Origin of the sequence: Bradyrhizobium sp. SMVTL-02 (genome assembly GCF_051853005.1) — a bacterium.
In the GTDB taxonomy this organism is placed as follows: Bacteria; Pseudomonadota; Alphaproteobacteria; order Rhizobiales; family Xanthobacteraceae; genus Bradyrhizobium.
In genome coordinates this window covers 2,019,699-2,042,270 of the sequence record NZ_CP182469.1, presented here as the reverse complement: position 1 = coordinate 2,042,270, position 22,572 = coordinate 2,019,699, and the positions used below count along the sequence as shown (strand labels likewise).

The 22,572-nt window shown below is 65.3% G+C and carries 22 protein-coding genes; 5 read left to right on the top strand and 17 right to left on the bottom strand.

The window, feature by feature from the left end:
• Positions 1-56 precede the first annotated feature (56 nt).
• Together ACNJYB_RS09520 and ACNJYB_RS09515 are read left to right on the top strand one after the other, a co-directional pair.
• Positions 57-341, top strand: coding sequence for a type II toxin-antitoxin system Phd/YefM family antitoxin (locus tag ACNJYB_RS09520; RefSeq protein WP_439373708.1), 285 nt, complete (start codon positions 57-59; stop codon positions 339-341).
• A complete protein-coding gene (locus tag ACNJYB_RS09515; protein WP_439373707.1) occupies positions 338-763 on the top strand; it encodes a type II toxin-antitoxin system VapC family toxin in 426 nt (141 codons plus the stop codon). The genes ACNJYB_RS09520 and ACNJYB_RS09515 overlap by 4 nt, the downstream gene beginning before the upstream one ends.
• A gap of 1 nt (position 764) precedes the next feature.
• Here the strand turns inward: ACNJYB_RS09515 and ACNJYB_RS09510 are convergent, their stop codons facing one another.
• Together ACNJYB_RS09510 and ACNJYB_RS09505 are read right to left on the bottom strand one after the other, a co-directional pair.
• Positions 765-1,610, bottom strand: coding sequence for a DeoR/GlpR family DNA-binding transcription regulator (locus ACNJYB_RS09510; RefSeq protein ID WP_439373706.1), 846 nt, complete (start codon positions 1,608-1,610; stop codon positions 765-767).
• Between the two features lie 92 nt (positions 1,611-1,702).
• Positions 1,703-2,389, bottom strand: a complete 687-nt coding sequence (locus tag ACNJYB_RS09505; RefSeq protein WP_439373705.1) for an HAD family hydrolase — start codon at positions 2,387-2,389, stop codon at positions 1,703-1,705.
• A 154-nt stretch (positions 2,390-2,543) separates the two neighbouring features.
• Between ACNJYB_RS09505 and ACNJYB_RS09500 the strand changes: the two genes are divergently transcribed.
• On the top strand, positions 2,544-3,011 hold the full coding sequence (locus ACNJYB_RS09500) for a nuclear transport factor 2 family protein (protein WP_439375517.1): 468 nt from the start codon (positions 2,544-2,546) through the stop codon (positions 3,009-3,011).
• Between the two features lie 220 nt (positions 3,012-3,231).
• On the opposite strand, the gene ACNJYB_RS09495 is transcribed toward ACNJYB_RS09500, so the two are convergent.
• From ACNJYB_RS09495 to ACNJYB_RS09450, 10 genes are all read right to left on the bottom strand, one after another.
• Positions 3,232-3,423: a hypothetical protein gene (locus ACNJYB_RS09495; RefSeq protein WP_439373704.1), complete on the bottom strand. Its 192-nt coding sequence runs from the start codon at positions 3,421-3,423 to the stop codon at positions 3,232-3,234.
• Between the two features lie 221 nt (positions 3,424-3,644).
• The gene (locus ACNJYB_RS09490) at positions 3,645-4,055 is read right to left on the bottom strand and encodes an acyl-CoA thioesterase (protein WP_439373703.1); all 411 of its coding nucleotides are present in this window, start codon (positions 4,053-4,055) and stop codon (positions 3,645-3,647) included.
• 21 nt (positions 4,056-4,076) lie between these two features.
• Complete coding sequence (locus ACNJYB_RS09485) at positions 4,077-6,173, bottom strand: 3-hydroxyacyl-CoA dehydrogenase NAD-binding domain-containing protein (RefSeq protein ID WP_439373702.1); 2,097 nt, start codon at positions 6,171-6,173, stop codon at positions 4,077-4,079.
• 2 nt (positions 6,174-6,175) lie between these two features.
• Positions 6,176-7,459, bottom strand: coding sequence for an acetyl-CoA C-acetyltransferase (locus tag ACNJYB_RS09480; protein ID WP_439373701.1), 1,284 nt, complete (start codon positions 7,457-7,459; stop codon positions 6,176-6,178).
• Positions 7,459-9,726: an acyl-CoA dehydrogenase gene (locus tag ACNJYB_RS09475; protein ID WP_439373700.1), complete on the bottom strand. Its 2,268-nt coding sequence runs from the start codon at positions 9,724-9,726 to the stop codon at positions 7,459-7,461. Before ACNJYB_RS09475 ends, ACNJYB_RS09480 begins: the two co-directional genes overlap by 1 nt.
• A 180-nt stretch (positions 9,727-9,906) precedes the next feature.
• Positions 9,907-10,530, bottom strand: a complete 624-nt coding sequence (locus ACNJYB_RS09470; RefSeq protein WP_439373699.1) for a flavin reductase family protein — start codon at positions 10,528-10,530, stop codon at positions 9,907-9,909.
• Positions 10,531-10,723: 193 nt separating this feature from the next.
• Positions 10,724-11,323, bottom strand: coding sequence for a TetR/AcrR family transcriptional regulator (locus ACNJYB_RS09465; RefSeq protein WP_439373698.1), 600 nt, complete (start codon positions 11,321-11,323; stop codon positions 10,724-10,726).
• Positions 11,324-11,356: 33 nt separating this feature from the next.
• A complete protein-coding gene (locus ACNJYB_RS09460) occupies positions 11,357-14,494 on the bottom strand; it encodes an efflux RND transporter permease subunit (RefSeq protein WP_439373697.1) in 3,138 nt (1,045 codons plus the stop codon).
• Between the two features lie 174 nt (positions 14,495-14,668).
• Entirely contained in the window at positions 14,669-15,775 is a 1,107-nt protein-coding gene (locus ACNJYB_RS09455; RefSeq protein WP_439373696.1) for an efflux RND transporter periplasmic adaptor subunit, read from the bottom strand.
• Positions 15,776-16,062: 287 nt separating this feature from the next.
• Positions 16,063-17,394, bottom strand: coding sequence for an MFS transporter (locus ACNJYB_RS09450; protein WP_439373695.1), 1,332 nt, complete (start codon positions 17,392-17,394; stop codon positions 16,063-16,065).
• 93 nt (positions 17,395-17,487) lie between these two features.
• Here ACNJYB_RS09450 and ACNJYB_RS09445 point away from each other — a divergent pair, with 93 nt between their 5' ends.
• Positions 17,488-17,952: a DUF2809 domain-containing protein gene (locus tag ACNJYB_RS09445; RefSeq protein WP_439373694.1), complete on the top strand. Its 465-nt coding sequence runs from the start codon at positions 17,488-17,490 to the stop codon at positions 17,950-17,952.
• A 68-nt stretch (positions 17,953-18,020) separates the two neighbouring features.
• Here ACNJYB_RS09445 and ACNJYB_RS09440 read toward each other — a convergent pair whose 3' ends face one another.
• The 4 genes from ACNJYB_RS09440 to ACNJYB_RS09425 form a co-directional block, all read right to left on the bottom strand.
• Positions 18,021-19,187, bottom strand: coding sequence for a winged helix-turn-helix domain-containing protein (locus tag ACNJYB_RS09440; RefSeq protein WP_439373693.1), 1,167 nt, complete (start codon positions 19,185-19,187; stop codon positions 18,021-18,023).
• A gap of 115 nt (positions 19,188-19,302) precedes the next feature.
• On the bottom strand, positions 19,303-19,557 hold the full coding sequence (locus tag ACNJYB_RS09435; protein ID WP_439373692.1) for a hypothetical protein: 255 nt from the start codon (positions 19,555-19,557) through the stop codon (positions 19,303-19,305).
• Between the two features lie 118 nt (positions 19,558-19,675).
• The gene (locus tag ACNJYB_RS09430) at positions 19,676-19,921 is read right to left on the bottom strand and encodes a hypothetical protein (RefSeq protein WP_439373691.1); all 246 of its coding nucleotides are present in this window, start codon (positions 19,919-19,921) and stop codon (positions 19,676-19,678) included.
• Between the two features lie 119 nt (positions 19,922-20,040).
• Positions 20,041-20,322 carry a hypothetical protein gene (locus tag ACNJYB_RS09425; protein ID WP_439373690.1) on the bottom strand — a complete coding sequence of 94 codons (282 nt, stop codon included), beginning with the start codon at positions 20,320-20,322 and terminating at the stop codon, positions 20,041-20,043.
• A gap of 73 nt (positions 20,323-20,395) precedes the next feature.
• Here ACNJYB_RS09425 and ACNJYB_RS09420 point away from each other — a divergent pair, with 73 nt between their 5' ends.
• Entirely contained in the window at positions 20,396-21,037 is a 642-nt protein-coding gene (locus ACNJYB_RS09420; protein WP_439373689.1) for an OmpA family protein, read from the top strand.
• A gap of 65 nt (positions 21,038-21,102) precedes the next feature.
• Here the strand turns inward: ACNJYB_RS09420 and ACNJYB_RS09415 are convergent, their stop codons facing one another.
• On the bottom strand, positions 21,103-22,530 hold the full coding sequence (locus ACNJYB_RS09415; RefSeq protein ID WP_439373688.1) for a phospholipid carrier-dependent glycosyltransferase: 1,428 nt from the start codon (positions 22,528-22,530) through the stop codon (positions 21,103-21,105).
• Between the last annotated feature and the right edge of the window lie 42 nt (positions 22,531-22,572).

Below are 22,572 nucleotides of genomic sequence, written 5' to 3'. Positions count from 1 at the left end.
TGAATGATCAAACGCGCAGCATATAGTCATAATAGTCATATTAGTTTTCAGCCCGCATGACCGACCGAAACACTGCACCCGACGCGCTTCCGGCTGAGGACATCTGGACGCTTGCCAAGGCCAAGGCACGACTGTCCGAGGTGATCGACCGTGCCCAAGCCGGCCCGCAGGTCATCACCCGCCACGGCAAGCCGGATGCCGTGATCGTTTCCGCCGAGGAATGGGCGCGCAAGACTGCGCGAAAAGGTACTTTGGCCGAATTCCTGCTGGCATCACCGCTGCGCGGCGCCGACCTCGACCTTGAACGCGAGCACGACGCACCACGCGACGAAACGCCGTGAACCTGCTGCTCGACACCAACGTGCTGTCGGAAGTTCAGCGGCCCGCGCCTTCGCCGAACGTTTTGGCGTGGCTGGATTCGATCGACGAGGACCGTGCGTTCATCAGCGTTGCATCGATCGCCGAGCTTCGCGGCGGCATCGCGTTGCTGGAGGACGGACGCCGGCGCACCGCGCTGGCGGACTGGCTTGCCCACGATCTCCCGGCGCGTTTTGCCGCACGCGTCCTGGCGATCGATCACGCGGTGGCGGAGCGCTGGGGCGACCTGATGGCTCAGAGCCGCAGGAGCGGCGTTGCGCTGTCCGTCATGGACGGCTTCTTTGCAGCCACCGCCCTCGCGCACGGCCTCACGCTCGTCACGCGCAACGTGAAGGACTTTGCCGCGTTCGGCGTCCCACTGCTCAATCCGTGGGACGACGTCTAGCCTATCTCAACCGCACCACCGGTGCGGCTTCAGGCGCGCCATCCTGGGCATCGGCCTGCGGATCATCGATGTCAGTGCCCTTCGGCATCGCCTCGACCACCTCGATGCCCTTGCTGTGGCAGATGGTGGCGAGGCGCTCGGGCAGCTCCTGGTCGGTGACGAAGGTCTGGATCTGGGTGATATGGGCGATGCGCACCGGCGCGCTGCGGCGGAGCTTCGTGGAATCGGCGACCAGCATGACGCTGCGGGCATTGGCGATGATGGCCTGCGCCACCTGCACCTCGCGATAATCGAAGTCGAGCAGCGCACCCTCCTCGTCGATCGCCGAGGCGCCGATGATGGCGTAGTCGACCTTGAATTGGCCGATCAGCTGCGTCGCAGTCGAGCCGACCACGGCGCCATCGGCGCGCCGCACCGTGCCGCCCGCGACCACCACCTCGATGCGGGGATGGCGGTACAGCAGCATCGCGACATTGAGGTTGTTGGTGATGACGAGCAGATCCTCATGCGAGGTCAGCGCGCTCGCGACCTCCTCGGTCGTGGTGCCGATGTTGATGAAGAGCGAGCAGCCGTTCGGGATCAGCGAGGCGGCTGCAGCCCCGATCGCCTTCTTCTCGTCGGCGGCGACGAAGCGGCGCGCCTCATAGGCGAGGTTCTCCACGCCGGAGGCGATGATGGCGCCGCCGTGGATGCGGGTCAGCGATCTCCGCTCGCAGAGATCGTTGAGATCCTTGCGGATGGTCTGGGCCGAGACCTCGAACCGGCGTGCAAGCTCCTCGACCATGACGCGGCCGGAGGCGCGAGCGATGTTGAGGATTTCGGCTTGGCGATGGGTCAATCCGGTCACGGCAGAGGCCTCAAATCAGAATGATGCATGGTGCGGCGGTTCGCGCCTTCGGTCAATGCGCGCGCCGATCACGGTTAACGGATGAAGGGCCGTCACCACGCCATGCTGCCAGCAAGGCGCGCGAGCAGCGCCGGATCGTCGAAGGCGCTGGCGGAGGTGACCGCGCCGGATGCAACCAGGTCAGCATGGCTGAGGCTGGTCCGGATCCCGACGGTCGGAATTCCGGCCGCGGTGGCGGATTGCACGCCGGTGCGGGAGTCCTCGAACGCGACCGAGGTCTCCGGCCGCGCGCCGACGAAACGCAGCCCTTCCTGATAGGGCAGCGGATGCGGCTTGCCGTGCGGCAGCTCGGCGCCGATCACGAGCGCCTTGAAGCGATGCGTGATGCCGAGACCGGAAAGCAGCAGCTCGGCGTTGAGACGCGGCGCGTTGGTCACGGCGACCATGGGAATGCCGGCGCTGTCGGCCCGGTCGAGCAGGGCCATCAGGCCCGGCAGCGGCGCGATCTGCCCGGCCACGAGCGCGCGGAAGACCTTCTCCTTCTCGTCGAGGATCGCGGCGCGCCGCTCCGGCGCCTCGTGGGAAAGAAAGCGCTCGCCGATCGCGACATTGGCGAAGCCTTGCAGCTCCCTGGAGAAGCGTGCGTGATCGAAGACATGGCCGTGCGGTCCGAGCACCTGGTTGAAAGCCTTCAGGTGCAACGGATCGGTGTCGGCGAGCGTGCCGTCAATGTCGAACAACAACGCCCTGCCCATCGCATCGTAGCTGGCCTCGATCATTTCCGTACTTTCCCACATGCGCGACGCAGCGACGCGCGAGACGTATCAATACGGCTTCGATCGCGCAATGACGCATCCACATGACGACAATGCGGCACTCGACAAAGTCGCGCGCGGCTGCAACACTCCGGCCAAGACCAAAAAGGAGGAAACGATGACGATCAACCGACGCGATCTGGCTCTCTCGACTCTTGCTGTCCCGGCTCTTGCGGTTTCCACGCTAGCTCTCACCAGTTCGGCGCTGGCCGCGTCAGCGGACGAGGACGCCGTGGCGAAGAAGGTCGAGGCCTTCCGCCTCGCCCAGATCGCGGCCGACCCGAAGGCGCTCGGCGCGCTGTGCTGGGACGATCTGAGCTACAGCCATTCCAGCGGCAAGGTCGAGGATAAGGCGACCTTCATCGCCAATGCCACCGACGGCAAATCGAAATTCCTGTCGATCGAGTACAAGGACCCGACCATCAAGGTCGTCGGCCCCGCCGCCATCGTGCGGTTCCACTGGCTGGGAGAACAGGAGATGGCAGCCGATGGGAAAAAAGTATCGACCAACCTTCACATCCTGATGAACTGGCAGAAGCAGGGCGACGAGTGGAAGCTCTTGTCGCGCGCGGCGACGAAGTTGTGATGGTGCTTCCGACCTCACACCTCGCGGGAGAGGGTGGCTCGCCGCAAAGCGGCGAGACGGGTGAGGGGGTTTCTCTCCGCGGAGCGAACCCCTCAGTTCGGCGTTTTCAAGGACAACCCCTCATCCGGCGCTTCGCGCCACCTTCTCCCACGGGGGAGAAGGGAGGGCGGCAAAAATTTCCGACCACGTTTCGCGGGTCGAAATCACCAGCGGCGGGCGCTTACGCCGCCTCCTTCACATCACGGTTCAGCAGCCTGCGCGCAGCGCGCTCGGCTTCGCGGGCGTTGCGGAAGAGCTGGCCTTCGAGACGGTTGAAGCGGTGCGATGAGGCGAAGAAGCAGTAGCCTCCTTGGGAACGAACGACGATACCTGCGGTCTGCGAATCGACTTCGATGATGTAGCTGTCCGGCATGGTCCGTGGATTCCTCAGTGCGGGCAAATAACGGTGCTCCTGCCCAAAGGTTCCTCAGGCATTTGAGGCCGTTTCCACCCCGAATCGACACCCAATCGAGTACGCCGGGACCTCATCCGTTTTATGACTGGTTCTTGGCGAAGCCGCGACGCGACGACTCACGCGCGCCGCGTTTGGTATGCTGCAGGTTTTCGTGAGACGAGACCGAGCGCCGCGCGCGATCACGTCGCGATGCCAGTGCCGCCCGAACGAACCGCCTGCGGGCGGCCGTGCTCGTCGATCGAGACATAGGTGAAGTTGCCGTCGGTGACGAGGAACGGATGCTGCTCGCCGCGGCGCAAAGCCCACGCTTCCAGATGCACGGTGATGGACGTGCGCCCCACACGCACGAGGTTGGCGTAGACCGAGACGAGATCGCCGACATAGACGGCTTTTCGAAAATTCATCGCCTCGATCGCAACCGTGACCGTGCGCGACTTCGCGACCTTCGATGCAAACACGCCGCCGCCGACGTCCATCTGGCTGAGCAGCCAGCCGCCGAAGATGTCGCCGTTCGCGTTGGTATCGGCCGGCATCGCCAGCGTGCGGATGCAGAGATCCCCGCTCGGCCCGGTATTGGCTTGCTCGTTCATGCCGCTCTCACTCGAGATTGCTCACTTGAAATCGTCCCAGCCCGGGTCGGGCGCGAAGCGCCCGCCGAACCGCTCCGCCAGCGCACGCAGGGTAGATACAATGTTTTCCACGCCGCGCGTGCGCGCATAGTTCAGCGGACCGCCGCGGAACGGTGCATAACCGGTGCCGAAGATCATGGCGCCGTCGACCGCGTCGGCATCGTCGACGATGCCCTCGCGAAGGGCCGCGACGCAGACATTGGACATCGGCAGCACCAGGCGGTCGATCATCTGGTCGGTGACGCGCCGGCCGGTGTCCGGCAACGGCGCCTTCTCGGCCTTGCCGTCCTTCCAGGTGTAGAAGCCCTTGCCGGTCTTGCGGCCGAGCTCGCCCCTGGCCACCTTGTCGCGCAGCCAGGCCGGCGTCGGCGGCAGCAGGTCGCCGAACTTGGACCGCAGCATGTCGCCGACGTCGAGGCAGATGTCGAGGCCGACCTGGTCAGCCAGCTCGATCGGCCCCATCGGCATGCCGAACTGCTCGGCCGCAGCATCGATCAGCCGCTGGTCGGCCTTCTCGTCCAGCATCACCATGGCTTCGAGCATGTAGGGCGTCAGCGCGCGGTTGACGAGGAAGCCGGGCGAGCTCTTCACGCCGAGCGGCAGGCGGTCGATCGCGCCGACGAAGGCGAGCGCTCTCTTCAACACCTCTGGCTCGTTGCCGTCGTGGCTGACGACCTCGACCAGTTGCAGCCGCGAGACCGGATTGAAGAAATGCAGGCCGACCAGCCGCTCCGGCCGCGCCAGCGTGGTGCGCAGATCCTGAAGCGGGATGCTCGATGTGTTGGTCGCGAGGATCGCGCCCGACTTGATCCGCGGCTCGAGGGCGGCATAGACCTTCTGCTTCAGCTCGAGCTTTTCCGGGACCGCCTCGATGATGAGATCGGCGTTGCGGACGCCCTCGCCGTCCATGTCGGGGATCAGGCGATCGAGCGCGTCGCGCACCTCGGTGGGCTTGCGGATGATCTTGCCGTAGAGATCGGCCGCGCGCTTGACCGCAGCCGCGATCGGCTCCGCCTTCATGTCGGCGAGCGAGACGCGCAGTCCCTGCCCCGCACACCACCCCGCGATGTCACCACCCATGGCGCCGGCGCCGATGACGTGGACATGCTTCACCGAATTGGCGCTTCCGGCGGCCTTCTTCATCTGCTCGCGCAGGAAGAACACGCGGATGAGGTTCTGCGCGGTCGGCGTCACCATCAGCCTGGCGAACGAGGCCTGCTCGGCCTTCAGCATCGCGGCCTTGCTGCCGCCATGTGTCTCCCAGAGATCGATCAGCGCGTAAGGCGCGGGATATTGCTCGCGGGGGGCAGCTTTCGCCGCCTCCGAGCGCATGCGCTTGGCCAGCAGCCCGCGCACCGGTCCGAGATTGGCCGCCCGCGCCAGCAGGCCAGGCTTGGCACGCTTGAGGCGACCGAACAGCACATCCTTCACGGCACCACGGATGTGGCGCTCCTGCGTCACGATGTCGACGAGGCCGAGCGATTTGGCACGGCGCGCGTCGATGGTGCGGCCGGTCAGCATCAGCGCCATGGACTGGGTCGGATTGACCAGCGCGGTGAAGCGCGCGGCGCCGCCGAGGCCGGGATGCAGGCCGAGCATCACCTCCGGGAAGCCGAAGCGCGCGCCGTCGATGGCGATGCGAGCCTGGCAGGCGAGCGCGACCTCGAGGCCGCCGCCGAGACAGAAGCCGTGGATGACCGCGACCGTCGGCAGCTTCAGCGCTTCCAGATGATCGACCACCGCATGGGCGGCGCGGATGCGCGTCTCCACCGCTTCAGGGTCGGAGGCGCCACGGAATTCGTTGACGTCGGCGCCGGCAATGAAGCCGGACGGTTTGGCCGAGCGGATCACGAGACCGGCCGGACGCTCGGTCTCGATCGCCGCGAGGGCGGCGTCGAATTCCTCCATCACGTCCGAAGAGAGCGTGTTGGCGCTCGCGCCGTCACGGTCGAATAGCAGCCAGGCAACGCCATCGGCATCGCGCGACAGCTTGAAGTGCTTGTATGGACCATCGGGCGCAGGCTGAGGCCCGAGCGTCAGGACGCGATCGCCGAGCGCGGTCATGATCTTGGAATCCATGGTCACACCGCCTCGATCAGCATGGCGCCGCCGAGCCCGCCGCCGATGCATTCGGTGGCAACGCCGCGCCGCGTGCCGAGCCGCTGCATGGCGTTGACGAGATGCAGCACGATGCGGTTGCCGGAGGTGCCGACCGGATGGCCGAGCGAGATCGCGCCGCCATCGACGTTGAGCCGCTCGCGATCGAGCTCGCCAGCGGCACCGTCCAGCTCCAGGATCTCGCGGCAGAATTTTTCGTCGTTCCATGCGGCGAGGCAGCCGAGCACCTGGGTCGCAAAGGCCTCATTCAGCTCCCAGGTCTCGACGTCCTTGATGGTGAGGTCATTGCGCTTCAGCAGCGGCGTCGCGGACATCACGGGCCCGAGTCCCATGATGCTGGGATCCAGTGCGGCCCAGTGGCTGTCGACGATCACTGCCTTCGGCTCCAGCTTGTGCTTGGCTACGGCCGCATCAGAAGCAAGGATCACCCAGGACGCGCCGTCGGTGATCTGCGAGGAATTGCCGGCGGTGACCTGGCCCCAGGGCCGCTCGAACACCGGCCTCAGTTTCGCGAGAGACTCGGCCGTCGAGTCCGGCCGCACGCCGTCGTCATGGTCGAAGAATTTGCCGTCGCGGGAGAACGCGGTCTCGACCTCGCCTTTCAGAAAGCCCTCGGCCTGCGCATGCGCAAGCCGGCGATGGCTTTCGGCCGCATAGGCGTCGGACTGTGCGCGGGTGATGCCGAAGAGATGGCCGACGACCTCGGCGGTCTGCCCCATGTTCAGGTCGGTGACGGGATCGGTCAGCCCGCGCTCGAGGCCGATGATCGGCTTGAGATCACGCGGCCGCAGCTTGAACGCGGCGGCGAGCTTCGCCGCCACGCCCTTGGCGGTGGCGAGACCCGCAAACCAGCGCACACCGGAATTCGGCCAGACAAGCGGCGCGTGGCTCAGCGCCTCGGTGCCGCCGGCCAGGATCATGTCGGCATGGCCTTCGCGGATGTAGCGATAGGCGGTGTCGATCGACTGCATGCCGGAGCCGCAATTGATCTGCACGGTGAAGGCGACCATGTCCTCACCCATGCCGAGCCGGAGCGCGGCGACGCGGGCCGGGTTCGTCTCGTCCGCGATCACGTTGACGCAGCCGAGGATGACCTGGTCGAAATCAACGGGAGAAAACGGCTGCCGCGCCAGCAGCGGCCGGCCGCATTGCACGGCAAGATCGACCGGCGTGAATGGACCCGGCCCCGAACGTGCCTTCAGAAAAGGCGTCCGGCTGCCGTCGACGATGAAAACCGGTCGTGCCATCAGCTTGCCGCCCTCTGCTCACCGAGTTCCTGGAAGAACTGATGCACGTCGGCGGCTTTCCTGTAAATCGGCGACAGCGCCTCCGGCGCAAAATCGTCGACTTCGATCACTTTCGTGACGGCGTGGTGGGCGGCGGCGAGTTGCTCGCCCTCGGCCTGCGTGATCACGCCCTTCGTCACCGCGTCCTTCCAGTCGCGGATGTGCGCGGCACGCATGCGCCTGGCGATGGCGTCGGCGTCCGCGACCAGCTTGAACGCACGCTCCAGCCGGGCGAAACCGCCGTCGTCGTCGACATAAGCGAGATCCGGCGTGAGGCGTTCGCGCGCCTCCGACGGCTCGAGCACGAGGCTGGCGCATCGGTGCACGACGCGGTCGGACGGGCCGAGCACGCGCGCGCCGAAGGGCTGCACGACGAGCTTGAGGAAGCCGGCGGCGAAGCGGTTGGGCAGGTTGGCGAGGATTTCGGCAAGCCGGCTCTCGATGGTCTTGAAGCCGGTCGCCATGCACCATTCCAGCGCAGCAAAGTCCTCCTTCTGCCGGCCCTCGTCCTGCCAGCGCTTCAGGACGGCTGAAAGCAGATACAGTTCGGAGAGAATGTCGCCGAAGCGTGCCGACAGCATCTCCTTGCGCTTGAGCGCGCCGCCGAGCGTCAGCAGCGCCATGTCGGCGCAGAGAGCGAAAGCCGCCGAATAGCGCGAGAGCTGGCGGTAGAATGGCGTGGCATCGCCGGCATCGGGCGCCATCGCGAAGGCGCCAAAGGTCCAGCTCCGGCCAAAGGCCCGGAACAGCGTCTGAAAACTGTGGCCGAGGTGTTTCCAGAACGCGGTATCGAACGCGGTGAGCCCTCGCTCGCGATCAGTGTCCGCCAGCGCATTCATCTCATCGAGCAGATAGGGATGGGCGCGGATGGCGCCCTGCCCGAACACGATGAGATTGCGGGTCAGGATGTTGGCGCCCTCGACCGTGATGCCGACGGGCACGGCGCGATGCAGATTGCCGAGATAGTTCTGCGGACCGTCGATCACGGCCTTGCCGCCGTGAATGTCCATGGCGTCGTCGACCGCGGTGCGCATCCGCTCCGTTGCGTGCAGCTTCATGATGCCGGAAATGACGGCGGGATGAATGCCGGCGTTCAGGGCCGCGCAGGTCAGCCGACGCGCGGCATCGAGCTGGTAGGCGGTGGCGACGATGCGGGCGAGCGGCTCCTCGACGCCCTCGAACTTGGAGATCGAGACACCGAACTGCTCGCGGATGCGGGCGTAAGCACCCGTGGTGCGCGCGGCATAGGCGGCGCCGGCCGCCGAGAGCGACGGCAGCGAAATGCCGCGGCCGGCGGCAAGCGCGGTCATCAGCATCTTCCAGCCCTGTCCGAGACGCTCCTTGCCGCCGATGACGTAGTCGAGCGGGATGAAGACGTCGCGGCCCCGGTTCGGGCCGTTCTGGAACACCTGCATCGAGGGCAGATGGCGCCGGCCGATCTCGACACCGGGCAAGTTCGTCGGGATCAGCGCTACGGTGATCCCGAGTTCTTCGTGCTCGCCGACCAGATGATCGGGATCGTAGGCCTTGAAGGCGAGGCCGAGCAGCGTCGCGACCGGGCCGAGCGTGATGTAGCGCTTGTGCCAGTTGAGCCTGAGACCTGTGACCTCGCGGCCCTCGAAAATGCCTTTGCAGACGATGCCGGTGTCGACCATCGAGGCGGCATCCGAGCCGGCCTCGGGGCTGGTGAGGCCGAAGCAGGGAATGTCGCGGCCATCGGCGAGCCGGGGCAGCCAGCGCTCCTGCTGCTCTTTCGTACCAAAGCGCATCAGGAGCTCGCCGGGGCCGAGCGAGTTCGGCACCATCACCGTGACGGCGGCGGCGATTGAGCGGGTCGAGATCTTGCGCACCACTTCCGAATGCGCGTAGGGCGAGAAACCGAGGCCGCCGAACTCCTTCGGAATGATCATGCCGAAGAACTTTTCGCGCTTGACGAAATGCCAGACGTCCTGCGGCAGGTCGCGCCATTCCCAGAAGATTTTCCACTCGTCGAGCATGGCGCAGAGCGCGTCGACGGGGCCGCTCAGGAAGGCCTGCTCCTCCTCGGTCAATCTGGCCGGCGCGATTTTCAGCAATTTCGACCAGTCGGGATCGCCGGTGAAGAGATCGGCATCCCACCAGACGTCGCCCGCCTCCAGCGCCTCGCGCTCGGTGTCGGACATCGCCGGCAGCACGCCGCGTGCCCAGGAGAATATCGGCTTTGTGATGTTGTCGCGGCGGAAGCTCATGGCGGACCTCATGCATCGGCGCGGTGACAGGGCATTTTAACGGAAACTGGCGGGGGTGCGTGAACACTTCGCGGGCAAAACGAAGCGAATTGGCCGCGGCCGGGCAGCCGCCCAAGCCATAACGGCCGGGGCGTGGTGGCAGTTCCGGGAGAGGAAATGACGTGGAGAGAGGCGGCCCCGCTAATCCGGCCGGATCATCTCGAACATGTTTTCCGGCTTGATCTCGAAATAATCACCGCGGCGGCCGGCGCGCACGATGGGGCGGGCGGCGGCGGTCTGGTAGACGCCGTCCTTGATCATGGCCTTGTCGATATGGACGGCGACGACCTCGCCCAGCGTCAGCCAGGCATCGGCCTCCTTGCCGTCGGCGCCCTTGAGGCGAACGATGTCGGAGACCTTGCATTCGAAGGCGACGGGGCTCTCGCCGACGCGCGGCACGTTGACGAGCTTGCCGGGGACCGCGGTGAGGCCCGCGATCTTGAACTCATCCACCTCGGGAGCGACATGCGCGGCCGTCGCGTTCATGTGCTTGGCGAGATCCATCGTGGTCAGATTCCAGACGAACTCCCGGGTCTGCTCCATGTTGGCGACCGTGTCCTTCCAGTTGGTGGAGGAGAAGCCGATGATCGGCGGCACGTAGCAGAACGCGTTGAAGAAGCTGTAGGGCGCGAGGTTGACGTGGCCCCTGGTGTCACGCGAGGAGATCCAGCCGATCGGCCGCGGCGCAATGATGGCGTTGAAGGGATCGTGCTTGAGGCCGTGGCCCTTGGAGGGCTCGTAGAAGTAAAGGTCTTTGTCGGTCACGGGCTTGCTTCCTTTTCGTCATTGCGAGCGCAGCGAAGCAAATCCAGAAGTGCTGCTCCTCACCCTGAGGAGCAGGGAGTCTGGATTGCTTCGCTGCCTCGCAATGACGGAGTATGTTGATCCGTCATGGGTCGCCATCAGCCGGCCAGTCCCGGGGTGGTCGGCCCGTTTATAGAGGAAACAGCCCCGCCCGTCAGTGGCGCGGCGACAGACCCGCGATGACGAAATCGATCATCTGGTCGATGGTCGGGCCCGGCTTGGTGGCGCACTGGGCGATCATCTGGGGGTGGAAGAAGCGGATCATCGCGGTACAGGCGCACTGCGCGGCCAGTTGCAGGTCCGGCGCCTCGAACTCGCCGGAGGCGACACCTTGCGCGATCATCTGGCCGATGACGCCGGCGATGCATTCCATATGGGCGGCGCAGACGTCCCAGTCCTCCTCCATCGCGATCGCGACCATCTCATGCAGCTTGTTGTCGCCGACATAGCGCTCGGTGTTCATGCGGTGGATGGTGGTGAGCAACTCACGGAAGCGCGCGAGCACCGGGCCGGGCCGGGCCACTATCCGCTGCGCCTCCAGCTCGACCTCGCCCATCAGGCCTCTCGCCACCGCCTGGTGAATCGCCTTCTTCGATTCGAAGAAGCGATAGACGTTGGCGGGGCTCATCCTGAGCTCCTTGGCGATGTCGCCGACCGTCGTCTTCTGGTAGCCGATCTGGCGGAACAGCCGCTCGGCCACCTCGAGGATACGATCCCGGGTGTCGCCTTCGATATGCTCCGCAACCAGTGTCATCTGTCAGGACTCGTCGATCAGCACTCTTCTCATCTATTCAGCCGCTTCGGCAAGCGGAATTGCATGCTGGTCATCGCTCCCATGCTGCGGCGCGGCAGGCCGCTCGGGGTTCCCCGCCTCGTCCAGGCTCTTGCGGAACCACAGGGCATAGAGGCCCGGCAGGTACAGGAGCGTCAGGAACGTCGCGACAAAGAGGCCGCCCATGATGGTGATCGCCATCGGGCCCCAGAAGGCCGAGCGCGACAGCGGGATCATGGCCAGGATGGCGGCGAGCGCCGTCAGCACCACGGGGCGGGCCCGGCGGACGGTGGCTTCCACGATCGCCTCGCGCCGGGTCAGGCCGTGGCTGACGTCGGTCTCGATCTGGTCGACCAGGATGACCGTGTTGCGCATGATCATACCGGCGAGCGCGATCAGGCCGAGCAGCGCCACGAAGCCGAACGGGGCGTTGGCGACGTTGAGGCCGAGGGAGGCGCCGACGATGCCGAGCGGCGCGGTCAGAAACACCAGGATCAGGCGCGAGAAGCTCTGCAGCTGGATCATCAGCAGCGTCAGCATCACCATGACCATCACCGGGAAGAGGATGAAGATCGAGGCATTGCCCTTGGCGGATTCCTCGAACGCGCCGCCCGCCTCGATGCGGTAGGCCGGCTCGAGATGATCCTTGATCGCCTTCAGCTTCGGCGTGATCTGGTTGGTCACGTCGGGCGCCTGCACGCCGTCGACGACGTCGGAGCGCACGGTGATCGCCATGTCGCGGTTACGCCGCCACATGATCGGCTCCTCGTGGGCATATTCGATCTTGGCGATCTGCTGCAGCGGCACGGCGACGCCGTTGCGCGATGTGATGGTGAGGTCGCCGACGCCACCGAGGTCGAGGCGCTCGGACGGGATCGCACGGGCGACTACGCCGACCTTCTCGATGCCGTCGCGCACGGTGGTGACCTGCGAGCCCGAGATCAGCATCGCGAGCGCCTGCGAGACGTCCTGCGGGGTCAGGCCCATGGCGCGGGCGCGATCCTGGTCGACGACGAGCTTCAGGTAGGGCGACTGCTCGTTCCAGTCGAGCTGGACGTCCTTGACGCTCTTGTTCTGGCGCATGACGTCGCGGACCTGATAGGCGATCTCGCGCACCTTGTTGGGGTCGGGGCCGATCACGCGGAACTGCACCGGGAAGCCGACCGGCGGGCCGAAGTTGAAGCGGTCGACGCGCACGCGCGCCTCGGTGAGGAAGCCCTCGGCAGCCGCGTTCTCGATCTTGGCCTTGATGCGCTCGCGCGCCTCCACGCCCTTGGCTACGATGACGATCTCGGCGAAGGCCTCGTTCGGCAGCTGCGGGTTGAGGCCGAGCCAGAAGCGCGGCGAGCCCTGGCCGACGTAGGACGTATAGGTCTCGATGTCCGTGTCGTCCTTGAGCAGCGTCTCGGCCTTTTTAACGGCCTTCTCGGTCACGTTGAAGGCGGTGCCTTCGGGCAGGCGCAGCTGCAGGAACAGCTCGGGCCGCTCCGACAGCGGGAAGAACTGCTGCTGGACGTGGCCGAAGCCGACGATCGAGGCGACGAACACGCCGACGGTCGCGGCCACCACGGTGATGCGGTGGTTGACGCACCATTGCACGATGGCGCGCAGGCCGCGGTACATGCGGGTCTCGTAGACCGCGTGCGGATCGTGGTTGTGGTGCGCCTTCATCTCGGGCAGCAGCTTGACGCCGATATAGGGCGTGAAGATCACCGCAACGAACCAGGAGGCGACCAGCGCGATCGCCACGATCCAGAAGATGCTGCCGGCATATTCGCCGACCGCCGAATTGGCAAAGCCGATCGGGAGGAAGCCAGCGGCCGTGACCAGCGTTCCCGTGAGCATCGGAAACGCAGTTGATTCCCAGGCAAAGGATGCCGCGCGCATGCGATCCCAGCCCTGCTCCATCTTCACCACCATCATCTCGACCGCGATGATGGCATCGTCGACGAGCAGGCCGAGCGCGATGATCAGCGCGCCGAGCGTGATGCGGTGCAGGTCGAGCGACATCGTGTTCATGACGATGAAGACGATACCGAGCACCAGCGGCACCGACAGCGCGACCACGATGCCGGTGCGCCAGCCCAGCGCCAGGAACGAGACGAACAGCACGATGACGAGCGCTTCCAAGAAGGAGTGCACGAACTCGCCGACGGCGTGCTCGACCACCTTGGGCTGGTCGGCGATCAGCTTGACGTCGATGCCCTGCGGCACGGCCTTCATGAACTCGGCGGTCGCCTTTTCGACCTCCTTGCCGAGTTCGAGAATGTTGGCACCCTTGGCGGTGACGACACCGATGCCGATGGCGGCCTTGCCTTCCTGGCGGACGACGAAGCTCGGCGGATCGACATAGCCGTGGGTAACGGTGGCGATATCCCCGAGGCGGAAGACGCGGCCGTTACTCTCGACCGGGGTCTCGGCCACGGCCTTGGCGCCGTCGAGCGCACCGGTGACGCGCAGCGGCACGCGCTGCGAGGAGGTCTCCACCGTGCCGGCCGGGGTCACGTTGTTCTGCTTGGCGAGCGAATCGAACAGCGCCTGCGGCGTGATGCCGAGGGTGGCGAGCTTGGCGTGGCTGAACTCGACAAAGATGCGCTCATCCTGATTGCCGTAGACGTCGACCTTGGTGACGCCGGGTACCTTGAGCAGGCGCTGGCGGAACCCTTCAGAGACCTTCTTGAGCTGGGCGTAGTCGGCGCCGTCGCCGGTCATCATGTAGAGGATGGAATCGACGTCGGAGAACTCGTCGTTGACGACGGGTCCGAGAATGCCGGAGGGCAGCTGGCCCTGGACGTCGACCAGCTTCTTGCGCAAGAGATAGAAGAGGTAGGGCACGTCCTTCGGCGGCGTGTTGTCGCGGAAGGTGACCTGGAGCGCGGTGAAGGCTGGCTTGGAGTAGGTCTGCACCTTCTCGAAGTAAGGCAGCTCCTGGATCTTCTTCTCGATGGGATCGGCGACCTGGGTCTGCATCTCCTGCGCGGTCGCGCCCGGCCAGATCACGGAGACGTTGACCACCTTCACCGTGAAGAACGGATCCTCGGCACGGCCGAGCTTCTCATAGGAGAAGAAGCCGGCGACGCCGAGCACGAGCATCAGGAAGAGAACCAGCGTCGGATGGCTGACGGCCCAGGCCGAAAGGTTGAAGCGCTTCATCGCACTCTCCGAAGGTCGATCCAATTAAAAACGACAGCCACTCTGTTCAAACGTCGTCGCAAGGCAGCGAAGCAATCCAGGGGGCCGGGCAGATTCTGGATCGCTTCGCCGCTTCAGCCTTTGCTTAGGGACAAGGGCCGAAACTCACCTCACAAGACGTAACTCGTAAAAAACCTAGAACGACAGCGACGACACGACCCGCACCCGCTGGCTCGGATCGAGCTTCTGCACGCCGAGGGCGACGATCTTGGCGCCCTCGTCGACACCGCCGGTGATGACGACGTCGTTGCTCTCGTAGGACTTCACCGTCACCGGCTTGAGCGTGACCGCGCCGTTTTCGTCGACGACGTAGAAAGAGGGTTTGCCGCCTTCGTTGAACAGCGCCGACAGCGGCAGCCGCGCGACGCGCTCGGTGGCAGCGTCCGACAGCGTCAGCGTCGCGGTCATACCGAGCGCGACCTTGTCGTCGGCCTCGGGCAGCGAGAATTTTGCGAGATAGGTGCGGGTGGCAGGATCCGCCGCCGGCGCGATCTCGCGCAGCTTCGCTGCGTACTTCTTGTCCGGCTCGGACCAAAGAGTGACGCTGGCGACGCCCGACTTGGCGCGTCCAACCAGCGTCTCAGGGATCGCGACGACCGCTTCCTTCTCGGCAAAGCGGGCGACACGGATCGAAGCCTGGCCCGCGGCGACCACCTGGCCCGGCTCGATCAGCGTTGCGGTGACGACGCCGCGGGCGTCGGCAACAAGCGTCGCGTAGGAAAGGGAATTCTTGGTCAGCTCGACGGACCGCACCGCGCGGTCGAGGCGCGCTCGCGCCTCATCGGCGGACGCCCTGCTCGAATCCAGCTGCGCATCGGTGGTCCAGCCCTTGGCCTTCAGGTCCTTGGCGCGCTGCTCGGCGGCCGCGGCCTGGGCCAGCACGCCGGTGGCGGCGCTCTGCTCGGCGACCGCTTGCTCGGCCTGGAGCTTCAGATCGACCTCGTCGAGGGTGGCGAGCGGCTGGCCGACCTCGACGGTCTGGCCGACTTCCACGAGGCGTTTTGCAACTTTACCGGCGACGCGGAAGCCGAGATCGCTCTCGATCCGGGGCCGGACGGTGCCGACGAAGCTCCGCTCGGGGGTCTCGGCATCATAATGGGCGGTCGCGACCAGAACGGGCCGCGGCGGCTCGGCTTTCTCGGCAACGGTGTCATTGCACCCAGCCAGGGTGGCGGCCAACAGGGCCAGCGACACACCCGCCAAAAGCTTGGAATAGCTGGACAAAACTGACCGGACGAACATCGGAGGGCACTCCTGCGGCTGCAATGAGAGGAATGTTGACTAATCACTGATAAAAGTCAATAATCGTCAGTCATCAGGAAAGCGTGATCGTTAAGGGGTGGTAACCCTCCGCTTCGCCCTGGCAAAAGCCAAGGCCCGTTACCTCGGTTAGGATTGGGGACTGCCGCCAGGAAGGTGCTATCGCAGGGTGGGCAAAGCGAAGCGTGCCCGCCAGACCATTCTCCCAGGGGAAGATGGTGGCTGGCGCGCAAAGGGCGCGCGCCACCCTGCGGGACCGTTTATTCGTTCTACCGCCCCTGTCCGGCGAACTCGTGCTTGGTGTCGTGGCCCCCCACGAACACCAGAATGCCGGCAAGCAGCGGCAGGACCGCCAGGACGAGCAGACCGGTCGAGGTCTGCCCCGTGGCCTCCTTGACCCACCCGATCAGATACGGACCGCCGAAGCCGGCGAGGTTGCCGATCGAGTTGATCAGCGCGATGGCGCCGGCGGCGGCCGTGCCGGAGAGCCAGGCCGTCGGCAGGGTCCAGAACACGCCGAAGCAGCAGAACACGCCGATTGCGGCGACCGTCAGCGCCACCATCGTCATGGTGGGATCGGTCAGATACGAGGAGATGCCGAGCGCGACGGCCGTGAGCAGCAGCGGCGCGCCGACATGCATCACGCGCTCGCGCGTCTTATCGGAATGCCGCGCCCACAGGATCATGGCGATGGTGCCGAACAGGTACGGGATCGCGGTGACGAAGCCGGTCTGCGCATTGGTGAGGCCGAACGCCTTGACGATCTGCGGCAGCCAGAACTGCATGCCGTAGAGCGCGCCGACGAAGCCGAAATAGATCAGGCTGAGTGCGATCACCTTGGGCGAGGACAGCGCCTCGGCGAGCGAGAGATGCTTCACCGCCTGCTTGGCGGCGATCTCGGAATCGAGCTTCGCCTTGAGCCAGGCCTTCTGCTCGGCCGAGAGCCAGTTCGCCTTCTCCGGCTTGTCGGTGAGGTAGAACCAGGTGACGATGCCGAGCAGCACCGAGGGGATGCCCTCGATGATGAACAGCCACTGCCAGCCCCTCAGCCCCATCAGGCCGTCGAGCCCGAGCAGCAGGCCCGAGATCGGCGCGCCGATCACGGTCGAGACCGGCACCGCGACGGCGAAGGCGGCGAGGAAGCGGGCGCGATATTCGGCCGGATACCAATAGGTGAGATAGAGGATGATGCCGGGGAAAAAGCCGGCTTCGGCGACGCCGAGAAGGAAGCGCAGGACGTAGAAGCTGGTCACGCCACTGACCATCGCCATCAGCGCCGAGATGATGCCCCAGGTCACCATGATGCGGGCGATCCAGCGGCTGGCGCCGAATTTCTCCAGCGCGAGGTTGCTCGGCACCTCGAAGATGAAATAGCCGATGAAGAAGATGCCGGCGCCCCAGGAGAAGATCAGCGGCGTGAACTTCAGCTCCGCGTTCATGGTCAGCGCGGCGAAGCCGAGATTGACGCGGTCGAGATAGGAGAAGAAGTAGGCCAGCACCAGGAACGGGATCAGGCGCCAGGAGATGGCGCGGATCGTCGAGGTCTCGATTTCGCTCTTGGCGGCGCCGGCGGAACCGGCATAGGTCGTGATCTGGCTCATGGCTTTCCCCCCGGGGTTGTTGCTTTTTATGGGCTGGTTATGGGCTGGCTCGCGGTTTTCCGCATTGCGGGCGAAGAGTCAATGGAGCGAGCAATGCACGGGACGCAACCAGTCAACTCCATTGCACCGCTCCGGACATCGCTGACCCGCGCCGCGCTCGCGCTCGTCGTGATCGCCTGCGGGCTGTCCTTGCGCTGGTACGGATTTCCGCTCGGCCTCCCCGCCTTCGTGGTGAAGTACGGCGGCTCGCTGCTGTGGGCGACGATGGTGTTCTTCCTGGTGGGGGTTTTGCTGCCGGGGCTCACGCCGAGGCAGCTCGCGGCCATCGCGATGGTGATTGCGCTCGTGGTCGAGTTTTCGCGGCTGGTGCATGTGCCGTGGCTCGATACGTTCCGGCTCACCACCGCCGGCGCGCTGCTGCTCGGGCGCATCTTCTCGCTGTGGAATCTCGTGGCATATGCTGTGGGGATTGCGTTCGGCGCCTGGATCGATCAGCTCGCCCCACTTTATAGGGTGCGTCAGCCTTGCGGCTGCGTGAAGCGCAATCCGCTGGCATAACGCACCGCTTCTGTTCCCGCGGATACGAGCAGTGGTGGACTACGCAGGGCTAATCCACCCAACGACGCTCACTCCGCCAGCTGAAACCGCTCGAAACGATCGAGCTCGTCCTCGATCACGCGCTTGAGCTCCTTTCGGCCCGCCGTCTTCCTGCCCTGCCCGACCCAGGTCCATTTCTGGATCAGCAGCTTCCTTGCCTGCCGGTCGGTCTTGAGGTCGAGCGCGGCGACGATCTCCTCGCCGACCAGCACCGGCAGCGCGAAATAGCCGAGCTTGCGCTTGGCCTTCGGCACGTAGGCCTCGAACAGATGATTGTAGCCGAAGATGAGGTTGGTGCGCTTGCGCTGGATGATCAGCGGGTCGAACGGCGAGAGGATGTGGACGAGATCGGGCGGCGGCCTCTCGCCGCCCGCCTCCAGCACCGCCGGCTGCGCCCAATGCTCCTGCTTGCCGGCCCCCTCGATCGCGACAGGGACAAGCTCGCCGCGGCGGACGCGCGCGGCAATCAGGCCCGCCACGGCCGTCTTGCGCGGCGCGTCGAGATGGCAGGTCGAATCGAGGCTGACGACACCCTGTGAGCGGAGCGCGCGATCGAGCAGATAGGCCGTGATGTCCTTGTTCGAAGCCGGCTTCGGCAGCTTGTCCCAGCCGAAATGACGCATCATGAGATCATAGGTCTTGAGCATGCCCCGGCGCTCGCTGATGGTCGCAACGCCCGTATAGAAGGCGAGCTGCAACGCCCGCTTGGAGGGTTTGCGGCTCTGCCACAGGTGCTCCTTCTCGGTGAGCACGTCGTCCTCGATGTCGCGGATCGTCAGCGGACCGGCGCGCAGCAGCCGCATCACCTTGCGCGCGTCGGCAGGCTTGACCGAGGCGTACCACTTGTGGCCCTCGCGGCGATGCTCGCGCATCGCCGGGAGAAAGAAGCGGAAATCGGCCGCCGGCACGTAGGAAAGCGCATGGGTCCAGTATTCGAACACGCTCTTGTCGACGCTCTGGGCCTGCCGCAGATCGGCGCGGCGGTAGGACGGGATGCGGCTATACAGGATGTGGTGGTGACAGCGCTCGATGACGTTGATGGTGTCGATCTGGACATAGCCGAGATGAGCGACCGCGGCCGCAACGGCCTGCGCACCCTCGCCGAACGGGGTGCGCTCGTCCAGCCGCTGGGCATGAAGCCAGATCTGCCGGGCCTGTGTGGTGGTAAGGGGGAGGAGTTTGGGCGCGCAGGACATTGCAGGACACAATGTAGCGGGATTCGCGCCAGGAGAAAGAAGGGAGCAAAGCAGCCGTCAAGGAAAGAGCCGCGTGCCATCTGCTGACAGCGCGGCCGGACGGCGCGCAGCGCGCCTACTTCATCGACATCGCCTCCTGCGACTTCATGTCGTGCATGCAGGCGCTCTTCATCTTGCCATTGCTCATGTCGGTGTTGGCCATGGCCATTTCCTTGTTCGCCGCCATCTTGGCTGGCGTGTCGGGTGTGCCGCCCATCATGGCTGCGGTCTTCATCATGTTGTCCTTGGTCCACGCCATCATGGCGGCGGATGCGGGGGACAGCGAAAGAGTGAACGCGACAAAGGCTGCGGCCGTGAGCAAGATCTTCATCAAAAGTCCCCTCCGTAAAACGAAACCGGCGTCATGCCGGCCTACGCAGTTACGTATTCCCGCGCAGACGTTTCGCAGAGAAGACAATTTCCTTGCTGCGGCGCGAAGGCAGAAGCGGTCAGCGACTGTTCTTCGGCGCCCCGGACCGGTCACCCAGGCTGCCCGTGGCAACGTCCGGCTCGCACGACGCCTTGCCGCGCCCTTCGGCCTGGCAGCGATAGACGCTGCCGGTGAGGCGGTCGACCAGCCACATGTTCTCCTCGGTCGGCGCTTCGAGGCCGACATAGCGCGAGGTGAGGCTCGTGATCAGGGTCGACAGCAGGATCGCCAGCGCGATCATCGCCGCCCCGATATAGATGGGCATCGAGCTCAGGGACACAGTCCGATCCGGCGGGCCGCTGCGATAGAACTGATAGTCACTGGGCCTCGGCACTGGACGGAACTCGGCTCCCTTCATTCGCTCTCGTCGGATAAGGCATCCTGCTAAGCGCGCATCTGGCCGAAAAATTGTTCGCAGACTGGCCACCGCGCGACGGCTTTGCGACGATCGATGAGCACAGGTTTCATGGTGAACCGGCCTTGCGGTTCGCGGCGGCTATCCGGGTCACGCCAGGACAACCGCAGCTCGAACCCGCGCCGGAAAGGATGCGACCACTTCTCTCCCCGCGCGCCTGTCCCGGGCGGCTCGGCCGTCGTGCGCCAGAAAACCGCAAATCGCGCCGGAATGGCCTCGGAGGCGTCCACTTCCACCGTGAGCAGGATCACACTTCGGCTTTTGAACCTCCCCTATGCTCGCAGCATCAAATCGTCATCAGGCGTTACAGCGAGGACTACGACAATGACCCGTTTTGATAAGTTTTTTGGACTGAAGGCGATCACCCTCTCCGCCGCGATGTCGATGACGGCGGGGCTGGCCCTGGCCGGCGACAACAACGTCTCGACCGACAAGATCCTGGATGCACTGAAGCCGAAGCCTGTGACCCGCGGCCTGTCCGTCGGTCCGCAGGCCGATCCGACCGCGCAGGCCAAGGAAGCGGCGTTCCTGAACACGGTGCGCAACCGCTCGACCCGCTCGCTCTCGACGGGCGAGCGCGAGCAGATCGCCGAACTCGCGGCGACCAAGCCGAAGATCGATCTGGAGATCCAGTTCGACTACAACTCGGCCGACATCGCCAAGACCTCGGTGCCGTCGGTGCAGGCGCTCGGCAAGGCGCTGTCCGACCCGGCGCTGAAAGGCTCGACCTTCGTGGTCGCCGGCCACACCGATGCGGTCGGCGGCGAAGAGTATAACCAGGGCCTCTCCGAACGGCGTGCCGACACCATCAAGAAGTACCTGGTGCAGAACTACGGCCTCAACGGCAACGATCTCGTCACCGTCGGCTACGGCAAGACCAAGCTGAAGGATGCCGCCAACGGCGCCGACCCGATCAACCGCCGCGTCCAGGTCGTGAACATGGACACCAAGACCGCGTCGAAATGATCTGAAAAGTAGTCGTCAACCGAACAAGGCCGCCTGCCGCGCGAACGGCAGGCGGCCTTCTGTCGTCAAATCCAGCTCTGGAACAGCATCAGGCGATTGAACGTCTGCATCGACGTGCCGACGAAGGCCGCCGAGACCGGCAGCATGACCGCAAAGCCGATCGCGGCGACGCCGACATAGGCCCACAGCAGCCAGCGCGGCATGCCGCGCCGGCGCAGGACGTAGACAAGTGCAAGCGACGCCGCGGTGGCGGCCGGCAGGTAGTAATAGACGAACCCCAGCGTGCGCGGCAGCAACGCCCAGGCAAGCCAGGGCCCGAAGTAGAACGCCGCGATCAGGAACGCATCCCACCGGCGCGCGACGATGAAATCGCGCAGCACGATCGCGAGCGCGGCCAGCGCCGGCCACGCCACCAGAGGATTGCCGAGGAAGACGATCGCGGAGACGTTGTCCTCCGCCGTCTTGTCGAACAGGAACCACACCGGACGCGCGAGCAGCGGCCAGGACGGCCACGAGCTCATATAGGTGTGACCGGCGATCGCGGTCGTGGTGTTGTCGGCAAAGATCCGGCGCTGCGCCTCGACCAGATCCGGCAGCGACGCTCCATAGAGCGGAACGAAGCTGGCGAGATAGGTCATCGCCGGCAGCACGAAGCAGAGGGCGACGTGGAGCGCGCTGAAGTCGGGCCAGAGGCCGGGCCGGTACCAATCGTCCGGACTTGCGTCGGCGAACAGCGTGCGCCAGCCCTGCATCAGGCGGATCACCGCGACGATGACGATGCAGACCCCGAGGGGAAACAGGCCGCTCCATTTGCAGGCTGCGGCAAGACCGAACAGCGCGCCCGCGACTGCGAACAGCCCATGCGGGCGCTCTCTGCGAAAGCCGTGCATGAAGGCGGCGGTCGCGAGCAGACCGAAGCCGAGCGCAAAGATGTCGAGCATCGCAATGCGCGCCTGCACGTAGAGCATCTGGTTGAAGGCCGCGATCAGCGCGGCGGCGATCGCGGGCCCCTGCGCGGTGAACAGCGCGAGGCCGCACAGATAGATCGCGACGACGGCGAGTGCGCCGAACAATGTCCCGGGATAGCGCCAGCCCAGCGCGTTGTCGCCGAAGGCCGCGATCGACGCCGCGATCAGCTCCTTGGCCAGCGGCGGATGCATCGGATTGAGCATCGGCTGCGACATCACCGGCGCCAGCATCTGGCGCGCCGCCGGGACGTAATGCACCTCGTCGAAGACGAACTTTTCCGGCGTGGTGAGTCCAATCAGCAATGCCAGATGCGCGATCAGGAAAATCGCGACAGCAATCACTGCGCTTCGCGACATCTTCGGAACCGCGGACAATTCGAGCGACTGTTGTGGGGATGGTTTGCGTGGCAAATTGGCTTCACCGCGGAGAAAAACAAAGACGGCACTTTTCATTGAACGCATTCTGCCGCAACTGTCACTAAGCATAGCGCACGTCCCGCGCCGCTTGTGATAATTCCGCCACATCAGAAGCGCGCGCGATCCGGTACGATCAGGGGACACATCGAT

Coding starts and splice junctions, on each gene's coding strand:
- ACNJYB_RS09520 (WP_439373708.1), top strand. CDS start 57: ATGACCGACCGAAACACTGCACCCGACGCGCTTCCGGCTGAGGACATC.
- ACNJYB_RS09505 (WP_439373705.1), bottom strand. CDS start 2,389: ATGATCGAGGCCAGCTACGATGCGATGGGCAGGGCGTTGTTGTTCGAC.
- ACNJYB_RS09500 (WP_439375517.1), top strand. CDS start 2,544: ATGACGATCAACCGACGCGATCTGGCTCTCTCGACTCTTGCTGTCCCG.
- ACNJYB_RS09495 (WP_439373704.1), bottom strand. CDS start 3,423: ATGCCGGACAGCTACATCATCGAAGTCGATTCGCAGACCGCAGGTATC.
- ACNJYB_RS09490 (WP_439373703.1), bottom strand. CDS start 4,055: ATGAACGAGCAAGCCAATACCGGGCCGAGCGGGGATCTCTGCATCCGC.
- ACNJYB_RS09485 (WP_439373702.1), bottom strand. CDS start 6,173: ATGGATTCCAAGATCATGACCGCGCTCGGCGATCGCGTCCTGACGCTC.
- ACNJYB_RS09480 (WP_439373701.1), bottom strand. CDS start 7,459: ATGGCACGACCGGTTTTCATCGTCGACGGCAGCCGGACGCCTTTTCTG.
- ACNJYB_RS09475 (WP_439373700.1), bottom strand. CDS start 9,726: ATGAGCTTCCGCCGCGACAACATCACAAAGCCGATATTCTCCTGGGCA.
- ACNJYB_RS09465 (WP_439373698.1), bottom strand. CDS start 11,323: ATGACACTGGTTGCGGAGCATATCGAAGGCGACACCCGGGATCGTATC.
- ACNJYB_RS09460 (WP_439373697.1), bottom strand. CDS start 14,494: ATGAAGCGCTTCAACCTTTCGGCCTGGGCCGTCAGCCATCCGACGCTG.
- ACNJYB_RS09455 (WP_439373696.1), bottom strand. CDS start 15,775: ATGTTCGTCCGGTCAGTTTTGTCCAGCTATTCCAAGCTTTTGGCGGGT.
- ACNJYB_RS09450 (WP_439373695.1), bottom strand. CDS start 17,394: ATGAGCCAGATCACGACCTATGCCGGTTCCGCCGGCGCCGCCAAGAGC.
- ACNJYB_RS09445 (WP_439373694.1), top strand. CDS start 17,488: ATGCACGGGACGCAACCAGTCAACTCCATTGCACCGCTCCGGACATCG.
- ACNJYB_RS09440 (WP_439373693.1), bottom strand. CDS start 19,187: ATGTCCTGCGCGCCCAAACTCCTCCCCCTTACCACCACACAGGCCCGG.
- ACNJYB_RS09435 (WP_439373692.1), bottom strand. CDS start 19,557: ATGAAGATCTTGCTCACGGCCGCAGCCTTTGTCGCGTTCACTCTTTCG.
- ACNJYB_RS09430 (WP_439373691.1), bottom strand. CDS start 19,921: ATGCCCATCTATATCGGGGCGGCGATGATCGCGCTGGCGATCCTGCTG.
- ACNJYB_RS09420 (WP_439373689.1), top strand. CDS start 20,396: ATGACCCGTTTTGATAAGTTTTTTGGACTGAAGGCGATCACCCTCTCC.
- ACNJYB_RS09415 (WP_439373688.1), bottom strand. CDS start 22,530: ATGTGGCGGAATTATCACAAGCGGCGCGGGACGTGCGCTATGCTTAGT.